The sequence below is a fragment of the Acetobacterium malicum subsp. dehalogenans DSM 11527 genome, assembly GCF_000472665.1.
GTDB classification, from domain to species: domain Bacteria; phylum Bacillota; class Clostridia; order Eubacteriales; family Eubacteriaceae; genus Acetobacterium; species Acetobacterium malicum.
Genome location: NZ_AXAC01000003.1, coordinates 166,992 through 187,751 on the forward strand (window position 1 = coordinate 166,992; position 20,760 = coordinate 187,751).

The 20,760-nt window shown below is 49.7% G+C and carries 20 protein-coding genes; 6 read left to right on the forward strand and 14 right to left on the reverse strand.

Going from position 1 to position 20,760, the window contains the following annotated elements; all coding sequences use genetic code 11:
- Positions 1–149 precede the first annotated feature (149 nt).
- Positions 150–542 carry a bacteriohemerythrin gene (locus A3KS_RS0100795; protein WP_026393262.1) on the forward strand — a complete coding sequence of 131 codons (393 nt, stop codon included), beginning with the start codon at positions 150–152 and terminating at the stop codon, positions 540–542.
- Positions 543–584: 42 nt separating this feature from the next.
- On the opposite strand, the gene A3KS_RS0100800 is transcribed toward A3KS_RS0100795, so the two are convergent.
- From A3KS_RS0100800 to A3KS_RS19635, 4 genes are all read right to left on the reverse strand, one after another.
- Positions 585–1,010, reverse strand: coding sequence for a phage holin family protein (locus A3KS_RS0100800; protein WP_242834715.1), 426 nt, complete (start codon positions 1,008–1,010; stop codon positions 585–587).
- A complete protein-coding gene (locus A3KS_RS22180; protein ID WP_242834716.1) occupies positions 991–1,602 on the reverse strand; it encodes a D-Ala-D-Ala carboxypeptidase family metallohydrolase in 612 nt (203 codons plus the stop codon). The genes A3KS_RS0100800 and A3KS_RS22180 overlap by 20 nt, the downstream gene beginning before the upstream one ends.
- Positions 1,603–1,784: 182 nt before the next feature.
- On the reverse strand, positions 1,785–2,009 hold the full coding sequence (locus A3KS_RS0100810) for a DUF2922 domain-containing protein (protein WP_035354758.1): 225 nt from the start codon (positions 2,007–2,009) through the stop codon (positions 1,785–1,787).
- Between the two features lie 195 nt (positions 2,010–2,204).
- On the reverse strand, positions 2,205–2,426 hold the full coding sequence (locus A3KS_RS19635) for a DUF1659 domain-containing protein (RefSeq protein WP_035354762.1): 222 nt from the start codon (positions 2,424–2,426) through the stop codon (positions 2,205–2,207).
- A gap of 308 nt (positions 2,427–2,734) precedes the next feature.
- On the opposite strand from A3KS_RS19635, the gene A3KS_RS0100820 reads away from it, so the two are divergent.
- Positions 2,735–4,072 (forward strand): AAA family ATPase, encoded by a 1,338-nt coding sequence (locus tag A3KS_RS0100820; protein ID WP_242834717.1) that lies wholly within the window; start codon positions 2,735–2,737, stop codon positions 4,070–4,072.
- A gap of 10 nt (positions 4,073–4,082) precedes the next feature.
- A complete protein-coding gene (locus tag A3KS_RS0100825) occupies positions 4,083–5,018 on the forward strand; it encodes an RloB family protein (protein ID WP_341349817.1) in 936 nt (311 codons plus the stop codon).
- A gap of 16 nt (positions 5,019–5,034) precedes the next feature.
- Here A3KS_RS0100825 and A3KS_RS0100830 read toward each other — a convergent pair whose 3' ends face one another.
- From A3KS_RS0100830 to A3KS_RS23395, 5 genes are all read right to left on the reverse strand, one after another.
- The gene (locus tag A3KS_RS0100830; protein WP_026393267.1) at positions 5,035–5,433 is read right to left on the reverse strand and encodes a hypothetical protein; all 399 of its coding nucleotides are present in this window, start codon (positions 5,431–5,433) and stop codon (positions 5,035–5,037) included.
- 236 nt (positions 5,434–5,669) lie between these two features.
- Positions 5,670–8,003: a phage/plasmid primase, P4 family gene (locus A3KS_RS19640; protein WP_051355569.1), complete on the reverse strand. Its 2,334-nt coding sequence runs from the start codon at positions 8,001–8,003 to the stop codon at positions 5,670–5,672.
- Positions 8,004–8,333: 330 nt separating this feature from the next.
- Complete coding sequence (locus A3KS_RS0100840) at positions 8,334–10,313, reverse strand: DNA polymerase (RefSeq protein WP_026393268.1); 1,980 nt, start codon at positions 10,311–10,313, stop codon at positions 8,334–8,336.
- A gap of 407 nt (positions 10,314–10,720) precedes the next feature.
- Positions 10,721–11,179, reverse strand: a complete 459-nt coding sequence (locus tag A3KS_RS0100845) for a hypothetical protein (RefSeq protein WP_026393269.1) — start codon at positions 11,177–11,179, stop codon at positions 10,721–10,723.
- Between the two features lie 563 nt (positions 11,180–11,742).
- The gene (locus A3KS_RS23395) at positions 11,743–11,892 is read right to left on the reverse strand and encodes a hypothetical protein (RefSeq protein WP_156913172.1); all 150 of its coding nucleotides are present in this window, start codon (positions 11,890–11,892) and stop codon (positions 11,743–11,745) included.
- A 106-nt stretch (positions 11,893–11,998) separates the two neighbouring features.
- Between A3KS_RS23395 and A3KS_RS24185 the strand changes: the two genes are divergently transcribed.
- From A3KS_RS24185 to A3KS_RS0100860, 3 genes are read left to right on the forward strand one after another with little or no spacing between them, the layout of a single operon-like run.
- A complete protein-coding gene (locus A3KS_RS24185) occupies positions 11,999–12,196 on the forward strand; it encodes an HD domain-containing phosphohydrolase (RefSeq protein ID WP_414150028.1) in 198 nt (65 codons plus the stop codon).
- Between the two features lie 33 nt (positions 12,197–12,229).
- Complete coding sequence (locus tag A3KS_RS0100855) at positions 12,230–13,420, forward strand: DNA cytosine methyltransferase (RefSeq protein WP_026393270.1); 1,191 nt, start codon at positions 12,230–12,232, stop codon at positions 13,418–13,420.
- Positions 13,410–14,147 (forward strand): PmeII family type II restriction endonuclease, encoded by a 738-nt coding sequence (locus tag A3KS_RS0100860; protein WP_026393271.1) that lies wholly within the window; start codon positions 13,410–13,412, stop codon positions 14,145–14,147. Before A3KS_RS0100855 ends, A3KS_RS0100860 begins: the two co-directional genes overlap by 11 nt.
- A gap of 56 nt (positions 14,148–14,203) precedes the next feature.
- Here the strand turns inward: A3KS_RS0100860 and A3KS_RS0100865 are convergent, their stop codons facing one another.
- The 5 genes from A3KS_RS0100865 to zupT all read right to left on the reverse strand — a co-directional run bounded on the left by A3KS_RS0100865 (position 14,204) and on the right by zupT (position 20,396).
- Positions 14,204–15,379 (reverse strand): Fic family protein, encoded by a 1,176-nt coding sequence (locus A3KS_RS0100865; RefSeq protein ID WP_026393272.1) that lies wholly within the window; start codon positions 15,377–15,379, stop codon positions 14,204–14,206.
- A gap of 168 nt (positions 15,380–15,547) precedes the next feature.
- On the reverse strand, positions 15,548–16,312 hold the full coding sequence (locus tag A3KS_RS0100870; protein WP_026393273.1) for a hypothetical protein: 765 nt from the start codon (positions 16,310–16,312) through the stop codon (positions 15,548–15,550).
- Positions 16,305–17,405 carry an AAA family ATPase gene (locus A3KS_RS0100875; RefSeq protein WP_026393274.1) on the reverse strand — a complete coding sequence of 367 codons (1,101 nt, stop codon included), beginning with the start codon at positions 17,403–17,405 and terminating at the stop codon, positions 16,305–16,307. The genes A3KS_RS0100870 and A3KS_RS0100875 overlap by 8 nt, the downstream gene beginning before the upstream one ends.
- A gap of 131 nt (positions 17,406–17,536) precedes the next feature.
- Entirely contained in the window at positions 17,537–19,456 is a 1,920-nt protein-coding gene (locus tag A3KS_RS22185) for a PocR ligand-binding domain-containing protein (RefSeq protein WP_051355570.1), read from the reverse strand.
- Between the two features lie 136 nt (positions 19,457–19,592).
- The gene (gene zupT / locus A3KS_RS0100885; protein WP_487249263.1) at positions 19,593–20,396 is read right to left on the reverse strand and encodes a zinc transporter ZupT; all 804 of its coding nucleotides are present in this window, start codon (positions 20,394–20,396) and stop codon (positions 19,593–19,595) included.
- Between the last annotated feature and the right edge of the window lie 364 nt (positions 20,397–20,760).

Sequence of the window (20,760 nt, forward strand, 5' to 3'; positions counted from 1 at the left end):
CACCCCCGGCGCTCCTCAGGGATTACCAGGGGTGGTATTTTATTTTATTTAGAATCACTCTTGATTTCTGCGCCCGTTAGGGTTATAATTTTCACATATCTATTATAATTTTAAACTAACATAATTTTTTTACACACGGAGGATTTAATATGGCAATCGTATGGACCCAGGATTTATCGGTCGGAGTGAACAGTATTGACAAACAGCATCAACAATTATTTGAAATGGCCGATGAGCTTTTTGAAGCCGGAAAAACCGGCAAATCGAAGGAAAAAATCGGTGAGCTGCTGAACTTCTTAGATGCTTACACTAAACAACATTTCAGAGATGAAGAAAGCTATATGGCAACCATCAAATACCCCGGCCTGGCTGAGCAGCAGACCGCCCACAAGGCGTTTATCAATGAACTGACCAAACTCAGTGCCGAGTATGACAAATCCGGCGGCAATATTGCCGTGATTATCGGTGCCAACCAGATGGTCGTTGACTGGCTGACCAAGCACATTTCCGGGATGGATAAAAAAATCGGCGCTCACGCCTAAAACCAGCTTAACGGATAACATAAAAATCCCAGCAACGACAGTTCAGCTGTCATTGCTGGGATTTTTGGGTATCTGGGATGAATCATCGGCCCCCAGCCCGGCCAGCACCTGTTTGAGGCGTTGCGGGATCGGCACCCCGAGGGCGGCGAGGTTTTCTAAAATACTCAGGCCTTCGTTGGCGAGGTAGAAGAAGATCATTGCTGAGCGCAAGGGTTCACCAGCACCGCCCAGCAGGAGGGTGTCCAGCAGGTGGCCCATCCCGATGACGATAAAGATCAGGATTTTTTTGACGATGCCGCGACAGCCCCGGGCGCTGGACAGCCGCTGCTGGCAGGCGGCAGCCAGAAAACCGGTCAGGTAGTCGATCACCACAAAGGCGGTCAGACAGAGCAGAAAACCGTCCCAACCGCCGAGGAACTGACCGATCAGGCCGCCGAGCAGGGCCCAGCTATATCGCCAGATGGACAAAGCCTTCGGCCTCATACAGAATCGCGGTCAGGCCGAGACTTTCGCCAATCGCTGCCACCGTCTCAATCGGGATGCCGGGGGCATGGAGATCAGCGGCCTGGCCAAACAGATGCTGGGAGTTGTCGACCCCGCCGACTTCAGCGTTGCGCTGGCGGCAGCGGACCCCGGAGGTGATGATCACCGGAACATTTACGGCGTTGCGTAGGGCTTCCAGCTTCAACAGCAGCTCCAGGTTCATTTCCGCCGGGAAGCCGTCGCAATAGCCGCCGCAGTCACAGCCAAACTCAGCCCGGGCAAAGTGCGGCGTCGAGCCGTCGCTGTCAAAAGAGATCACACTGAGCTGCTCAGTAAACAGCCGGTTGGCCGTCAGCGCCCCCACCACCCCATCGGGGTCCAGCCCCGAATCCTGCTGAAACGCCTTAATCGCCTTTTGCGTCTTCGGCCCCTCCCGGCCATCAAGCGGCCCGGGCTGATACCCCCGGGCCGCCAGAGCCGTCTGGACTTTTTTGATAAATTCGTTCATAGGTGTTCCTTTCTGTGAATAATTTTGGGCCGTTGTTGACGTGAGGCAAAAACCCCATACCAGCAACAACCAGTACCGACAATTGTTACATCATGTTGTCCGCATCGGGGCGAACAGGTCATCGACCTGTCCGATCCCGCAGCGAACAACAGATTAACAATTGGTCGGTACGTCAGTGTGACACGAATCGTAATTCCAGGGCCGGCCCGACGCCGAAACCTGAGTTCCCGCCGAAACCTTCGGCCTGCGGCCTAGCTCATGCTAAAGGCGGTGGTATCGGTGACGACTAACTCGGCTTTGACCTTGGAGACCAGCGCCATGTTGTCCGGGGCAAAAATATTTTTGGCGATGATCGCCGCCATCGCGGTGTTCACCGCATCCACGGTCAGTCCTGCCTTGGGCGTCGCAATCGACATCGTCGTCGTTTTGAGATCCGACCGTTTAAAGGTCAGTTGCAGAATTGTATTTGCTGCCATATGGTTCCTCCTTTCTGTTAAGATGTAGTCATTGCGAGGTTCAGCTTATGCCAGCCGAACCCCAGTGCCGACAATTGTTACATCATGTTGTACGCATCGGGGCGAACAGGTCATCGACCTGTCCGATCCCGCAGCGAACAACCGATTAACAATTGGTCGGCACGGTATTACGTAATGAACCTTCGTCATCATGGTTTAAACCGGGATGATCAGGTTGGTTTCCTGTTTGAAGACTTCTTCCATTACCGGCTGCTGCAGCCCGGCAATGATCACCGCAACGTCATAAATGTCCTGGTCGGTGGCGCTGGCCCGAACATCGCCGTAGGTGCGGGTGGTGATTTTTTCCTTGCCGTCAACCATCCCGTGGTTGGAGCGGATCTGAATCTTCTGTTCGATAAAATCAGTGGTTACTGCCATTGGTGTTCCTCCTTTCCTCGTCTTGATACCAGTCTAACATGGTGGCGGGATGGCTTTAAATGGCGTATTGCCAGAGGACTGAAAGTAATTTTTTTCATTCATCAAAATGATTTTATCGTTATCTCATCCGTCTATTCCGACATGTACTGAAAATACTCATCGTTTATCGTTGACTTAAGTGATTTTTTCACATAAAATGACAATACTAATAATAATCAACAGGAGGTGCTATCGTGCTTATTCGATTTAATGTAAAGAATTTTTTATCCTTTTCAACTAGAGATGACAGCCAGGCGCAGGAGTTTTCAATGATCGCTGGAAAGGTCAGAAATAAAAAGAATCATCTTTATGATGATGGAAAGTTAAAATTACTCAAGTTTGCTGCTGTCTATGGTGCCAATGCATCGGGAAAATCAAACTTAATCAAAGCCATCGACTTTATGAAAAATACTATTTTGACTGGTTTGCCTAAAGGTCATACCGAACAATACTGTAAAGTTGACCCCATCAATCGCGATAAGGCAAGCTATTTTGAACTGGAACTGCTGCTTAATGACCGCTACTATGCCTATGGATTTGAAGTTATCTTGAATAAAAGCCAGTTTGTTGCCGAATGGTTAGTAGCGTTGACTCCTGACGGAAATGAAAAAATCGTGTTTACACGAGAGATCCGAACGGGCGTATTTGACGCTGGCGAAATCTTTAAAGATAAGCAGTTTAAGGAAAAATTGAATCTATATGCAGATGACATAAAAAATGATGAATCTGCACTGCTGCTATCAGTTATGAATCAGTATAAAAAAAATCTGTATTCGGTTCATCAGGAAGCGCTATTATTCAAAAATATTTATGAGTGGTTTTTGCTCTGTCTGGATATTAATTATCCCGACAGTCCCATCTCAAACTATTCGTATATGGCAAATAGTGCCAATATTGATGAAGTCTGCCGGATGATATCGGCTTTTGGAACCGGGATCACCAGCTATCAGGTTGTCCCTGTCCCGGTTGAAAAAATAGTCAGTAAACTTCCCAAATTCATCGTGGAGGATATTTCTGATAAACTTGAACAGGCAACATCGAAGAACCGGATCAGTCTATCGGAGCCGCCCAAGCCTGAAGACGCAACTGATCGAAAATTCTCTTTTATCATGCGCAGCAAGGAAGACTTTTTTATTCTTGAAAGCGATCAGGATGGCCAGCTCATCGGTAAGACCATCCAGTTTTCCCATGGTGAGAAGAATGTCTTGTTCAATTTAAATGAGGAATCAGACGGCACCATCCGCATTTTGGATTTAATAGAAGTATTAATCAATACAACTGCCAACAAGGTTTATCTAATCGATGAATTAGATCGATGTTTGCATCCCAGTTTGAGTTATAAGTTTGTTGAAACATTTTTACAGTTTGCTGCTCAACGTAACATCCAGTTAATTGTAACAACCCACGAATCCCGACTAATGGATTTTGATTTGCTGCGCCGGGATGAAATCTGGTTTGCCAATAAAGATAAATCCGGTCAAAGTGACATCTATTCTTTGGAAGAGTATAATTCCCGATTTGACCAGAAAATTGATAAAGCCTATCTGGAAGGGCGCTATCGCGGCGTTCCTATTTTCAGTACGGTGTTCCCCATCGAAGCGGTATAGTGCGATGCGGGTGAAAAAAATATTTGGAGTCAGATCGGTTACCAAGGCCGAAAGCGAACCCCGTAAAAAGTATTTTTTGGTTTATGAAGGTGAAAAAACTGAACTGCTTTATTTTGATGCGGTGAATGATATGCGACAAGAAATAAGCCTTAATCCGCTGATTGAGCTAACCCCATTGATCAGAAGTTATAGTGAATCTGGATGGAGCAATCCCAAACAAATTCTTGATCGCGTTATTCAGAATGTCACTGAAGGACAAACCGGTGACATAACCTATGGCACCTTAATTGATCGGGTGATTGATTATTTGCTTGAAAAAGAAATCATCAGCAAAACCCTTCAGGCTAAAAACATTGCGAGCATCCTTGAATGGTATTGTGCCGAAGAGAATAAAACCAGGCGTGATCTCGTCACTAATTTAGAGCAAACATCCGCGATCATCGCAGGCTTTTTGGATAAGGCTTCGTGTATCGCAACAATTTCAGAGAACATCTCAGACATTATCAAAAGCCAGGCGATAACCTATGCGGAGGATTTTGACAAAATCTGTTTGATTGTTGACCGGGATCGGGAGAGTTTTATCTGCAAGTTGGATAATGATCAGTATAACTATGTGCTTGAAACATGTAAAAAAAAGAAAATGGGATTTTACGTTACAAATCCCTGTTTTGAATTTTGGCTTTTACTTCATTTCGATCAGGTATTGAATCTTGATAAAACCCGGTTATTAAATAATCCGAAGGTTTCCAGCAGGCGTCGCTACGCTGAGCATGAGTTGAACAAACTAATGCCGGGTTTTCAAAAATCATCCTATGATGCCCATCTGCTCGTGCAGAAAATCGATACCGCTATTGAAAATGCGCAGCAATTCTGTGAAGAAATTGAAAAACTGGAGCAGCAAGTTGGCTGTAACCTGGGCAGGCTCATCAAGGAACTGCGCGAGTAGCAATAACCCGCGCTTCTCAGCCGTTACCAGTGCTGATTGGCAACAGTTCCGCCCCCGTCCCCAGCCCCCGGGCATGGAGCCGATAAACCCAGCGGAGATCGTAGCCCATCGCCGCGGCGATGGCCGTAAAGGGTTCGTCGCCAAGGTAGCGGCGGGTCAGGATTTCCTGGATCTGCGGATTAGCCTGGCTGTCAATGGCTGCGATCAGCGCCTGATTGAGGGTTTCCAGATTGGCACTGTCCCGGGCGATGGCGGCCTGCAGGGCGCGGAGCTGTTGGCGACTGCGGTGGCCACTGGCCGGGCTGGCCCGGTCGATCAGCGCCAGTTGTTTCTGGGTGTGGCGCAGATACTGGGTGTTGCGCCAGAGCTGGGCCTGCAGCCGGGTGATGGCGGCTTTGGTGGTTTTAATGGACATCGGGTCCTCCTTTTATCGAATTAGAAACAAAACACGTGTTTGCGAAGGGGTCGAAGGGGTTTATCGCTGTTTTTTTGTATATCGTGATTAAAGAATTCTAATCACAGGTTTTCGCCAAAAGAGAAAAAAAGGCTTCGATGCCTTCGAATGGCTTATTACTGGCGTTTGACCCCTTCGCAATGGCTTCGCAATACCTTCGCAAATAACGACAACCGCTTCGCATTTTGGGTGAAAGATCAAATACAGTCATAAATTTCGGTCTCAGCCAAGCTGATTCCCTTGTAGAGTTTCCGTCGTGAACGAGAATCAAGATATTTTTCCAGACCCGTCACCTCCGCCTCCAACTCCACCCCAAACCGCTTCTGGCTCACCGGCTTCAGCCCGCTGTCCCGGCAGTACTCGGTGTAGGCGTAATAAATCTGGGTCGACGAGACCTGGGCAGCAGCATCGACCACGCACAGCTCCGCTACAAACGACAGCACCGAGCTGCCATCAATGCGGTAGCGGTTCAGGGCGGCGTGGCTGTCCGGGGATTCGCTGAAGCGGTAGCCGTTAGCCATCAGTCGGGTCAGTCCCGCCAGGGCCCAGTTGAAAATCCCCGGCGCTTCGGCGATAAAGCGTTCCTTTAATTTGGGGTCCCGCAGTTGTGCCGGTCGGGCCGGCCGAAAGGGCACAATCACCAGCCGCCGGTAGAAGGCGGCACTGCGATCGCCGAGGTTTTTGGGAATCGCGTTGCAGGAAAAGACCAGCCGGGCCGTCGCGACAAAGGCAAAGGGATCGCGGTTCTTGCGCTCGGCGGTGATCCGGTCCTCCCCGGTGATGCTTTTAAACAGGCCGTTGTCGGCAATGTTTTGAGACGGCAGATCGGCAAAAATATTGGCCAGCTTGCCGACCAGCTCGGCGGTTTTAAAACGGTCATCAAGACTCTGCCAGGGCACGTTGGAGACATTACCCCGGCCCAGCAACAGATCCTGAGCCACCCACAACAGCGTCGATTTCCCGGCGCCGCCTTCCCCTACCAGCACAAAGGCCTTCTGGGCACAGGTTTCGGGGATCAGCAGATAACCGAACAGCTCCTGCACCAGCTGCTCGGTGGCCGGGTCCAGGCACTGCCCGAGAAAAGCCATAAACCCCGGGGCCGTGGCGTCAGGATCATAATTGGTAGCAATCTGAATCGTTGACAGATAGCCGCGATCGTGCGGGCTGAGGGCCCCGGTCCGTAAATCGTAGAGGCCGTTTTTAAGATTGATCCAGTGGCAGCAGGCATTGAGCTTATCCAGCGACCGCGAAATCAGCAGCGTCAGCTGCCCCAGAACGTCCCTGATCTGGGCCATCGTGACATGATCGACCCGGAGCTGCTTGCGGATCAGCCGCTTGACGTGGTTTTCATCGACCATCGTGTAGACCCCGCCAATAAACTGATAATAGGCTTCCCCGGCATAGATCAGCGGTTTGTCACGGCTCAGATAATCGGCCAGGACCCCCGGCTTGAGCCGCAGACCGCGGGGCTGCTGCTGGTACCAGGGTGGCAGCGGCGGCTTCCCCAGATGCTGGGGGCATTTGGCCGGACAGCTGCCCAGCCGCGGACAGCCAAAGCCCCAGTCCCGGATCGTCTGACAGGTGATCGGGCCGGTGCCGGCATTCCCGGCCTGAGCGATTTTGGCAGCAGTTGCGGCCGGATCATAGCGGGGATCGGGTTGCGACAACTGATGGATCAGCGCCGCGCCGCCCCGGGTACCGGCCAGATTGGTGATCATTGCGTACCACAGCGGCTCCCGCAGATTGACGGCGTGGTCGCGGCAGTAGCCGATAAAGTCACAGTTTTTCATAATTAACTGGCTGTCCCGCTCCGACAGTTCCGTCTCGGCCGCTGGGGCCGAAATCGCGGCCGCGCCCGGGCCGCTCGCTTCGTCAGGCTGCCGCTTTGCCAGAGCAGCCGCCAGTTCCGCCTGAGTATAGCGCCGCCCCGGCTCAAACAGCAGACAGACCACCGCCAGCGGCTCGGCCTTGTGGTGGTCAAAGCCCGGCAACCGCATCACCCGGCTGGGATTGGCAATCACCGGATCGCCACCGAAGTGGGCCGCCAGTTGTTTCTGGACGGCGCGGAAATTAGCCAGGTGGGGGTCGGTGCTTTGATCTGAGGCTTTCATCAGCCAATAGCCATGCAACGACTTCCGGGTCCGCACCACAATTGACGGCGGCAGCGGAAAGGCCATCAGATTATCCCACTGGGTCGCCAGCGGCAACCCATCGGCCTCGACAAAATGAGCCGTGACCCGGGTGATCTCGGCGTCCTTATGGCCGCCACCATTGACCACAAAAAAGACCCCCCGCCGCTCACTCTGATTAACCCGCCCAAGCTCCGTAAGCAGCCTGGCCAGGCCGTCGCCATCCGCTACCGTATAATTCTGGCCCGACCCGCGACCCTGATCACAAAAGGTCCGCAACCCATAAGACCCCGGCCCAAACGCCGCCAGAAACGCCGCCGGAGTGATGGCCAGCGGCGTGACGGCAGCCAGGGCCGGGAAATTTTTATCAAGATTATTTTCAAAATCGTTATTATTTTTCATCGCTTTTCTCCAAGTTCATATTATTCAGGGCCCCGTAACAATCCCCCATTCAGGGGCCGACCACGCCTACCGTAATTAGGCCCGTCGTTTCGTGAGGCAACAACCCCATACCAGCGCCAGCCAGTACCGACAATTGTTACATCTGGCCGAAACTATACCATCATTCCGGGCCCAACAACAACCCTCAATTCAGGGGCCGACATTTATCACATCATGTTGTCCGCATCGGAGCGAACAGGTCATCGACCTGTCCGATTCCGCGGCGAACAACAGATTGATAAATGATCGGGCCCGACCACGCCTACCGTAAGTGGGCCCGACCACTACCTGCTACTCGGCCCCGGCCCACGCCCCCATCGTCCCATAGCGCTGCCCGACCGTGACCTCCACGGCCAGCGGCACATCAAAGGCCGGCCAGGGCGGCGCCGCCATGACGGCTACAAGCCAGGGGATGGCTGCCCCCAACTGCGCTGTTTCGACCTCAAAGACAATCTCATCGTGAACCGTCAGCAGCGGGCAGATAAACGGCCGGGCCGTCAGTCCCGCCTCCAGCCGGACCATCGCCAGCTTTAAAATATCCGCCGCCGTGCCCTGGATCGGGTGATTCAGCGCGGCCCGTTCAAAATGGCCCTGGAGCCCCTCCTCCGGGGCGTTGATGCCCGCCAGACAACGCCGCCGGCCCAGCGCCGTGTCGACCGTCTCGCGATAGCGGGCCGCCGCTTTGACCTGCTCCTGCCACGGGCCCAGCTCCGGATACGTCCGTTTCAGATTGAAAATCATCGCCTCACAGGCTTCCAGACTGGGGTTCTGGCCAGCCTTAAGGCGCAGAATATCGCGTAGTCCTTTGGGGTAGAGGCCATAAAAAATCCCGAAGTTGATATTCTTGGCCACCGTCCGGCGGGCCTTATAATCCGGATCGCTGCTGTCCTGGGCCGCGGCCAGGGTGATCCCGTAAACCGCCGCCGTCGTCACCGCATGGATATCGCCGCCCTCCCGGTAGACCGCCAGCAGGTTGGGGTCCCGGGTAAACCAGGCTCCGATCCGCAGTTCGATCTGACTGTAATCCACCGCCACCAAGGTGTAACCCGGCCGGGCGATCAGATAATCGCGGACATTGACGCCATACAGCGGCCCCGCCGGCAGGTTCTGACAATTGGGATGGGCACTGGTAAAACGCCCGGTTTCAGCGCCCAGCTGAAAAAACTGGGTGTGGATCGCCCCGGTAACGGGATTGATTTTAGCGGCCAGGCCAAGCAGATAGGTTTTGTGCAGCTTGGCCAGACCGCGATAGGCGGAAATCGCCTCCAGATAGGGCAATTGTTCCGGAGCATGGTCGCGGCAGTAGTCCCGCAGCCCGAGAATCGCCGCGGCGTCCACCGATGGCTTGCCGGTGTCGGTCTGTTTTAACACCGGCAACCCCAGATCGGCAAACAGATAGGCCTTGAGATCGTTGGTGGCGGCGTTTTTGCCGACCTGCACCGGGCGCCGACCCATCGTTTCCAGCTGGTTCAGGTAACGGCCCAGTTGTGCTTCCGCCGCGGCCGCGGCCGCCGTCAGCCCGGGCCGATCAACCAAAAAGCCGCGCTGCTCCATCCGCGCCGTAAACAGCGCCACCGGGCTTTCGATGGCATGTACCAGGCGCTGATGGGCGGGGATATGGCTTTGAAACCAGTCGTTTTCCAGCTGGTAGCAGCGCCACGCCAGCTCGGCATCACGACCGGCATAGGCGATGGTGGCCGGGTCGCGCGGATCCAGATCCGCAAAGCTCCCGACCCCGACGACCGCGATAAAGCCCGGCAGCGTCAGCCCCAACCAGTCCCGGGCCAGGGTTTTTAAGCCGACATCGGCCAGCCGCCGGAAGTGGCCTTCTTCTTTGTACATCAGCAGCGCCCCGGCCATCGTGTCATACACCGGCGGCACCAGCGTAATCCCCTGGTTCAGCAGAAACTTGGCCTCAAAACCGAGGTTATGGGCAATTTTGGTGACGGCCGGGTTTTCAAAAACCCGGTGGCGCAGCAGTGCCAGCACCGCCCCAGCGTCGGCATTAAGTCCGGTGCCAGCGGGATCGTGGTGGCCAAGCGGTATATAGATTGCCTGAAGGCCGTTATTTTCAGTCCCGGTGGGAGCAACCGCCAGTGATATCCCAACAATCGTCCCCCGATGGGGATCCAGTGCCGCTGTCCCGTCGTCTTGCCAGGCCGGCTGGGGGGCGGTTTCAAAATCAAAGGCCACCACCGTGGCTCCGGCCAGATACGCGTCCAGTTCGGCCAGCTCGGTGACCAGGCGATACTGTGTTTGTTGATTATTCATATTTTTACCTCTTTCTCGTTAAATTAACTGAACAATTTTGACAAAAAAAACCGAATGAAGTTAATGCCTGCAGCAGCAGGTTAATTAACGACATTCGGTAGGTCAGTGGCACAATAACGGCCCTATTTAACTCGAAATGTGGTTACATTCGATTCTATTTGTATGCCCTGGCCGACTGGCGGCCAGAGTGCGATCTTTCAATATTATTCACTGATCTTAGAACAAGTCTGTGAATGCTCTTATCATATAAAAAACTTCTTACGTATATAAACTTCTCGCCTATAAAAATTCTACTCTAGATAAACTAAACACGGCTGATTCCTGAGCCTTCAGGCGGTTCTCAGCATTTTTCTCAGTGCCTGATGACACCGTTTTATGATTGTCGCAGCGACAATTTTTCTAAACGTTTAATTTTGTGTTAATTCCGGTTCGGAATCGTGATTCTCTGACAGCAACACAACCAACTGGCGATTGTCCCGGGAACATTTAAAGCGTAGATCCAGTTTGTTCTCCACAACGGCATCAAACAGGCGTTGATCACAATTAGGGCAACGAATTTTTTGATGTTGACTGGCAAAATCAAGCAGCTCCGGCGACCCTGACTCAAGAAATGAATGGTGATGATTATCAATCCGGACCATCACCACTTTTTTGGCCCGGGCGCATTTGAGGGCGACCATACTGGCACCGTCATGGTGACGATAATCAAACAGGTACCCGACACAATGCTTCTTCTTCTCGAGATCTGCATACCGGCAGGTCAGCCGGTGGGGACAATCCACCCGCACAAAATCTTTGAAGCACTCCCCCCGCTGTTCCGACGACACATCCATTAAGTTTATCCCATCACTAAAAAAAATATCCAATGGGCCCTCCTTTAATCGTTTTTTTATCTCGACAGCCTCATGATGTCCAAACCCCCTTTCGCTATTATGGGTACATTATATCATCTATGGCAATTCTCAGAAAGAAATTTCTGACTTTCACGAAAATTAATTTTGACATTTTGTTTACTGCAGAAAACGCTTGCATTTCAAATTACATTCAAGTAAAATAAAAAATAGCGTGCCAATCCGCCATATTTTGGTTAATTTAGCCAAATTGCCGGTTTTAAAGTAAAAGTATCACCTTTGTGATACTTTTCTAACTTGTTGTTAATATAGCAATATTTATTATTCATGCGAATTAATCCGCGGCACCTTTTTTACTTAAGCAACTCTTAAGGCTGATGGTTTTTCCTGATCCGCGTTCCGATGTGTGTGCCTGCCAAACGATCCAAAAAAGTGAGATGCTCCTCTCGTCACCGTCCGTTTCAATAAAAACTGGCGATGACCAGGAGGAGCATTTTTTCAATCTTCTTTTTTATTTAATCGACTTGTTCAGTCAGTCGCCCTGACGCTGAACTGTTCCCCGCGATTCCGGCGTTTTTTTAGTATTTATCCCGATCATCTAACCGGATGGTTGGTTCCGCCGGTGCTGGGCTGAGTGGTTTTGCTGCCGGGGACACGGCTTTTTTTACCGCTGAAGCGGCTTTTTTGGCGTCTTTAATTTTAAACGCATCGAACATTTGTTTGAGCATTTCCGCATTGCTGCGGACCCGCATCGCCAGTTCGTTGGCCTGATTTCATCCTGATTATCGCTGATTTCGATGCTGCTCGACACGTAAGATCATTGTTTCGGGAGAAATCCTTGAGAAACCGGAACGGTTGACAGCCACCAATGAATTTACCAACATCGCCAAAGGTGTTTTGAGTCACCATGAAAGATGGGATGGAACTGGCTACCCAAGCGGCATCAAAGGACATGAAATTCCGATCACAAAGCAATACGATCATCTGTTTCTTTTATTCTATCTAATATCAATAAACTATGTTATAATATAACCCAAATTACAAAAAGAAAAATGGTGAACAATTATGTCAACACTACAAAAAAATGAATCCTCTGTCATCTCGTTATTTTCAGGTGGCATGGGTTTGGATATTGGTCTGATGCAGGCCGGATTAAACATTCAAATTGGTCAGGATATTGACAAGGCCTGTGTATCAACCATGAGACTCAACGGCCACAGTGTCATTGACGGCGATATCCGGAAAATAAGCGCTGAAGAAATTTTAAAACTTTCTGGACTGGCTCGAGAAGAGCCTTTTTTAATCTGTGGCGGACCACCTTGCCAGCCTTTTTCAACAGCAGGCAAGCGGCTGGGGATCAACGATCCCCGGGGTAGCCTCTTTATGGATTATATCCGCATGATTGATGCCATCCGGCCACGCTTCTTTATCATGGAAAATGTCAAAGGTTTGATTTCTTCCTCTATCAATCATGTCCCTCTATCCGAACGCAACAAAGAAAACAAGGATCCCCGATCCCAACGGGGATCTGTTTTCAAAATTGTTCTTGATGAGTTTGAGAAATTGGGTTATACAACCATTTATGGCGTGTTGGATGCTGTCAATTATGGGGTTCCGCAATTCCGTGAACGGCTGATTATTATCGGCAGTCGTGATCATGAAAATATTTTTCTCCCCATGCCGTCACATTTTCAGTTACATCAGAAAAAAGATTATTTGTGGCATACCCTTCGAGATGCAATTTTCGATCTGGAAAACAATCCCGGCGAATGTGCCAGCTTTAGCAAAGACCGCTTGGATTTTTTAAAAATGGTACCCGAAGGCGGCAACTGGAAAGACTTGCCCCCAGATCTCATCAAAGAAGCCATGGGCGGAGCCTATCTATCTGGTGGCGGAAAGGTTGGATTCTACCGACGTCTATCCTATGATCAGCCTTCGCCTACCCTGGTGACGACGCCAGTTCAAAAAGCTTCCATGCTATGCCACCCCACCAAGGATCGTCCCCTGAGCGTGACCGAATATGCGCGCATTCAACAATTTCCTGACGATTGGGTTTTTGCAGGAACAACGTCAGCAAAATACTGTCAGATTGGCAATGCCGTTCCAGTCGGTCTGTCCCGTGCTTTGGGACAAATGCTGGTTGCGGTAGCAAACAACAGTGCCATAATCAAGTCAAAACGTACCCGTGGCACCGATATTCATCTCAAAATTCAAAATGCTATGTCAAAACAGGAGAATACAATCAATGGCTATTAATTCAAACTATAACGAAGATTTGATGCTGTCAGTAATTGGTGATGCCCTCAATCATTTTTATGTGTCACTTGTTGCGAAAATAGATTCACTGTCCATCAAAACGGTCATGCGTAAAAAAAATCCCTATTTATTTCGGGCAAAGGATATGCAAGGTGCGGCACAGATCGTTGATGCCATTCTTTCTGCTTATGTATCATCGTCTGAAGAAACAATTTTTGGCAATTTATTTTTCGAACCCATTGCTACGGCTGCGGTTCAGGGTCAAAAAGCTCTGGCCCCGGGCATTGACATCATGGTTGAGGGGGATGATGTGATTTTCGCCATTGCCGTCAAATCAGGAACAAATGTATTTAATTCCAGCAGCAAGAAAAAACAAGAGCAGGATTTTGCAGCTGCCGGCAAATTAGCTCAACAGGCGCGAAAACGTTATGTCCCTATTATCGGCTACAGCTATGGAAAAAAGAAAAATGGAACAAAGACCATTCCCAAAATGTATGCTGAGCTGGCTGGCCAGGATTTTTGGGAAGAACTCACAGGTGATTGCGATTTTTATCTAAAACTGATTCATTACATTGATCGACTGCCTAAAACCCATATTGACGCTTTTGAAGCGGCCTATCAAAAAGCGCAAAATCGTCTGGTTAAAGAATTTACCCAATTATTCTGTTTAGACGACGGCAGCATTAACTGGGATGCCCTGGTGATTTTCAACTCCGGCCGCTCATGATCGCTTCGCTTTCTAAAAATAAAACCCTTCATCGTATCGGGTTTTATTTTTTTTACTCATGACTCACCCACAAAATACTTATTCCGGTTGCCATATTTCTGCACCCGCAGCAAGCCCAATTTGGTAAACTTCAGGACAAAGCCGCGGATCGTGGCATAGGCGGCGTCGCCAAAGTCTTTTTCCAACTGTTTGGTCGAAAACTCAGCCCGGCCATAGGCGGCCAGGACAAACTCAAAGAGCGCTTTTTCCTTAGATGTGATCAGCCCCGCCGCCAGCGCCTCCTGATAAACCGCCAGCCCTTCGGCGGCGGCCCCGGTCTGCGGCTTCAGCTGGTTATAAACCGCTTCGATAAAATAGACCAGAAAGGGCGTCACATCCAGAATCCCGCTGATCCGATAATTATCAGAAACCCGGCTAAAGGCCTGGTAGTAGTTCTTTCTGGTGGCCTGGATATGGTCTGACAGGGGTTGGAACAAAGCCGCCGGATAACCCTGCTGGATCAGCATCCATAAATGCAGCAACCGGGCCATCCTTCCGTTACCGTCAAAGTAGGGATGCAGATAAGCCAGATAAAAATGCCCGATCACCCCTTTGAGCAAATCATTGACGTCATTCTCACGATTAATCCAGTCAACCAACTGCGCCATCGCTGCGGGCAGCTGCTGGTGGGGCAAACCAGTATGTTCTATTTGCTCGCCGATAATATATACCGCATCGTCGCGATAGAAACGGCCCGGTTCCAACTGGTTTTCCGGCTCCAGAAAATCACCGACGGTCATCATATAGAGTTGATAAAGGGACGCTTCGGTAATCTTATTAGCCGGATCACTGATAAAATCCAGCCCTTTTTTCATCCCCCAGAGTCGTTGCTCGCTTTCGTCATGGGGCGCATAACCGGTCAGAATGTGCCGGATACTCTCCCGGGTTGAGTTGATATTTTCAATCGCCAGGGTCGCCTGAATCTCCGTTGTCATCGCATTAATGTTGTAACGGTGGGTTTCCGGCGGCCGCTCAAACAACACCCGGGCCGATGCCATACTGAGCCTCACCCGGTTTTCCAGATATACCAGCGGCTGACCATCAAAATCCTGCAACGGCAAGTTTTTAAAGAAATTTTTCTGCAGCAGCGCCATCATTTCCGCCACATCGGCAGCTGAATACTTGTGTTGCATCCGTTTTAAATCAATGAGATGCTTGTCCGCCAGCATCGCGGCAAATTTCCCGGCCTCCATGGCAGTCCTCCTTGCTGATACCAACTAGTATCAATTTGTATCAGTATAGCACAGCGTCGGGCCAATGCCAACAAAAAAACCTCCCATTACTGGAAGGTTCGCTCTAAAAAGCAGTGGCGCGAAGCGCCCTACCTTTTTCTGAATCGACAATCATTGCTATCTTACCGATCATTCAATAATTTCCAAAAAAGCGGGGTTATAATCCGCCACAAAGAAAACACAGGTCGATAAAACATCGAATCTATTATCGATCAGCAGGCGCTCCAATTGAACCCTCAGTACGGCGAGATGATCAACTTCGGTAGTCACCTTTGGATCAGTCCAATCAAAGATGGTGCCACTTTGCAAAGTATGTGCTTTAGCCAAATTCTGTCTGATCACGATCGTGATTTGATCACGGGTTGTGGCAAACTTGCGATAATCTCCGCCCATTGTTTCCTGCTGAACTCTGGTTTTGTACTGTTTGTTTTTCAATTCAGCGATCGAAACTTTTCGTTCATGAAAATTACGATCCGGTATCGATTGCATATGATAGAACGCTTCAACCATCGGGTAATTGATGTAAAGCTTCCCCATATCTGAAGAATCCACAAAATATTCCTGCAACTGCATAACAATCCTATCGCTAAAACGGGTGTCCTGGGGATCCAAGTCAAAAATCAACAGAATATCCGTATATTTAGCATCAAACAGTTTTTTCTTACTTTCATCCCGCTCTCTGTTTTTGAGAATCAGTAACAGATCAATGGCATCAAAGCTGATGGTTCCGTAAGTCACCATTTCCTGATACAAAGCATAAATATTTGTGCAATATGAGACGATGCGATAGGCATCGCTAATCGGATACGCAGCGATTACTTTTTTCATCAGACTGACATCCGTTTTTTCACCCTCAACGATGATCAGAATACTCTTCTTATCCGCTTCATCCATCAAATTCACCGTTTACATACAGTTTTTCCAGATTATGGCCTTCTCTCAGTTCGCGCCGCGTGGCATTGGCCAGGGAGGTCAATCGCTCCGGTGTTAAAATAAAATAACAATCCGGACGCATGATGCGATTTGTTAAGAGATTCGTATTATGTGAGGTTAGCACCGTCTGAAAACCGGTCATCGAATCCAATAATTCAACAATCATTTCCGATAGTTCAAAATGATAATAGGCATCAAATTCATCAATAAATAAAAATGAGAGATCGGTCGCAATTGTTAGCCAATAAAAAAATGTATATAAGGCTTTGGTTCCATTTGATGCCGCTTTAAAAAACGGGATTGGTTTTTTTCGCTGAAAATACAGCCGTTCCTGACCATCTGGATCAGCAATGACAACTAACTGTTCATTGATTCCAGCCCGATTGAGCAGTTCCTGGAATTGCTGCAGTGTTTGCTCTTGCAGAATAAAGTTAAAATAATCTTTGCTGTCATTTTTATAACCAATATAACGGTTCTCATCCAGGCTGCGGTACCAGAGCATGTTATTGACAAAATGGACCAGCTCTCGTAACGGTTTGACTGCTTCGCTGGTACTGTTGCTGACTACGTATTTTAAGAGCGAAAAATTTTCTTCCAGGAATTCATAATTCAGGGTCGGAATCCGTTTTTTCAACCCCTCTAAATCACCTGTTTTTTTTATATGATCATAAGAAAATATGATTTCCGAATTTAATTTTACTTCTTCAAATCGCAAAATTTGCTCGTTGTTTTTATGATATCGGTATTCAATTTCATCATCAGCTACTTTAAAAACGTATCGGAATTCAGCATAGTCGACTTCACTATCGGCATTCAGATAGTAATCATATAGGCCCGGGGAAACATTTTTGTCTGACAAATGGGACGTCAGGTCAAAGAGAGCCAATCCGATATTTGATTTACCGACCCCGTTTTTTCCATAGATTATTATTTTATTTAACAAACCATCTTTGATACAGTCTCTATTGAATGAATAATCCCGGACGTCAGAAAAATCCAAGCAGATCGTATCTTTGAAGTTTTTAAACCCTGTAACCATGAATTTTTTTAACATCTAGTCACCTCTCGTCTAGATTACCACGTATTGAGGAGCGAATGCAATAATAAATCTCGTTTTGCCGTAAAAATATTACGGCAAAACAAGATTGCTAACCTGTCTAAGGTACGGCAGCTCTCGCCACCCGCCTACTCCTGATCCGACAAATCGGCCCGGATTTCCAGAATCCGATCCCAGTTGGCAAAGAAAATATCAATCAGGACGGGATCAAACATCGCGCCTCGCTGTTCGGTCAGAAAGGCTTTGACCTGGTCCAGCGGCCAGGCTTCCTTGTAACAGCGCTGATGCGAGACGGCATCAAAGACGTCGGCAATCGAAACGATCCGGCTGACCGGGCTGATCGCCGTCCCGGCCAGTCCGGCCGGATAGCCGCTGCCATCCCAGCGCTCATGATGGCTTAAGGCGATGGTGGCCGCCAGTTTCAGGATTTTATACGGGGATTTCTTGAGAATATCGTAGCCAATCGTGGTATGATTTTTGATAATTTCAAATTCGTCCCGGGTCAGGGTGCCGGGCTTGTTGAGAATGTAATCGGGAATGCCGATCTTGCCAACATCGTGCATCGGCGTGGCAATTTTCAACAGCGTCGCCTCATCGTGGCCCAGCCCAAATTCCCGGCCCATCAGGTAGGCGTATTCGGCCACCCTGATCACATGCTTGGCGGCTTCCTGGGAGCGGGTTTCAATGATCTGACCGAGGGTGTAAATGACCTCTTTCTGGGTCTCGATGATTTCCACATTGACCTGCTGAAGCTGCTTTTGGGCGCTTTTAAGCTCGGTGATGTCCTGGATCACGCCGATGATCCCGGCCGGTTCGCCGGACAGATTACGAAACAGCGCTTTATTGTAAATCACGTCCCTTTTTTCACCCGGTCGGGTTTGGGACTGATATTCATAGACCTGCATGACCTGCTTTTCCAGCAACTCCAGATCCGTTTGATTGTTAAACTGAGCCAATTCTGGCGGGGCGATGTCTAATACGGTTTTGCCGACATAGTCCGACGGGCTGAGCCCAACAAAATCGTCAAAGGCTTGATTGCCACCGAGATAGACCCGGTCGGTGTTTTTGTAAAAAATCGGGGTCGGGATCGCGTCCATCAGCTCGGTCTGAAAGTTCAGGACGTTGTAGAGTTCGTCCAGGGTTTCATTGATTTTAATATTGGTATAGCTGAGCTGGGAGATATAGACCGCAATTTTTGAATAAAACCGCATCGACATGTCCACCTGACGCCGGGAAAATCGCGGCACCTGCTCCAGCGCCTGCATATAGGCTGCTTCATCAAAGCCGTAGCGGCGGGCCTGGTCACGGAAAAAGTCATAATCGATGGGCTCATCCTCGTAAAAAAACTGGCCCAGAAAAATATGCCCCATCCGCTGATCGTTGATATAAATGGGGGTGGCGATATCCCAGAGATTATTTTTGCATTTATATTGACGGTACTGATTGATGCGGATGCCCTGGGTCAGATAACAGTCACTTTCGAGACAGTTTCTCAGGGTTTCCGGATGACCGCGGTGAAATTGGGTACAGATATCCTGCCAGCCTTCCTGGACGATGATCCGGCCGTCCAGATCGATGATCCCGACGGGAATCCCGGTGACATCATAAAAATAATCCATGATCTCCTGCAGCAGCGGGGCATCCATCAGATCTTCGAGGCGGTAGTTTTTACCCTGATCCCGGTCGGATTGATAAAATCGCAGCGGATCGCCAAACTGATTGGCATCACGGATCTGTTCTTCGGGGTTGATGTGCAGTACAAAAACACCCATATCAGGAACATGGATCCCCGCCACCGACAGGTTAATGAGACCCTGATCGTCGCTGGTCAGGAAGGTTTTAAACGAAAAGGTCTGATCCTTTTTCATTTTTTCGAGATACGTCCGGAGCTGGTATAATGACAGTCCCAAGTTCAAATCAAGGAAGTTGATCGCCGCGATCGGTTTGGCGCCCAGTTCCAGCAGCTTGCGGCAGGCCTCGCTGATCCCGATCACCCGGCCGGAATCATCAATGATCATAACGCGATCATCGGCAGGTTTAACATTCATCGTCGTGTCTCCTTTGCGCGCTTCAGGTAGTAGTGCGTTTTTACGCTATGTTAGATTATACCCATCTGGCGCCGAAATATTCATCGGCGGGGGCTGGTGACACGACCGGCAACGCGGCACTGTTAGCCGTGATGCCCTACATCAGTACAATCAGACTCAGCGCCATCAGCATCATCCCGGCGATCAGCCCGTAGATCGACAGGTGGTGTTCGCCATATTCCCGGGCCGTGGGCAGCAGCTCATCGAGGGAGATAAAGACCATGATCCCGGCGATGCCGGCAAAGAGGATCCCGAAAACGGTGTCGTTGAGAAAGGGCAGCAAGATAAAATAGGCGGCAATCGCCCCGACCGGCTCGGCCATCCCCGAAAACAGTGACCAGCCGAGGGCCTTTTTACGGGACCCGGTGGCACAGAAAACCGGAATCGCCACCGACATCCCCTCGGGAATATTATGAATCGCCACGGCAATGGCGATCGCCAGCCCCAGGGAGGGTTGCTGAATGGCCGAGACAAAGGTAGCCATCCCTTCGGGAAAATTATGGACGGCAATGATCACGGCGGTAAAAATACCGGTCCGCAGCAATTTTTGACTGCCATCCACCGGACAGGCGGCGGTTTCTTCGAGCAGATGGGTCTCGTGGGGATTTTCGTAGGAGGGCACCAGCTTATCGATAATGGCAATCAGCAGCATCCCGCCAAAAAACGCGATGACGTTGACCCAGACCCCGGTTTCCGGGCCGAGATTGGCAATCAGCAGGCGCCGGGACTCAAACAGCAGTTCAACAAAGGAGACATAAATCATGACGCCGGCGGAAAAACCCAGCGCCACCGATAAAAGTTTGGTATTGGTTTTTTCAAAGAGCAGCACAATTAGCCCCCCGATACCGGTTGATAAGCCGGCCAACACGGTCAGGAGGATCGCGATGCCCAAATTTGACAGGTTCATTGGTTCACATCCTTATGGTTTATTCCATTGCAAATAATTGCGTAACAGAAATAATATAACACGAATAATAAAAAAATGAAACCGGAAATGTTTATTAGCTGTTGACTCAAACTACCGTACCGACCAATTGTTAATCAGTTGTTCGCTGCGGAATCGGACAGGCTTTGCCGTGTCCGCTCCGATGCGTACAACATGATGTAACAATTGTCGGTACTGGATTGTCTTTTTAAATTGCCTGAATAGCCGGAAATGTTGCGACCGCCCACCGCAAAAGGGCATAAAAAAAGAAGCATTCCACTGGATGATTGAGATCCGGGCTATCGCTTCTTTCATTGGATTTATGCTTATCAATCGAAGC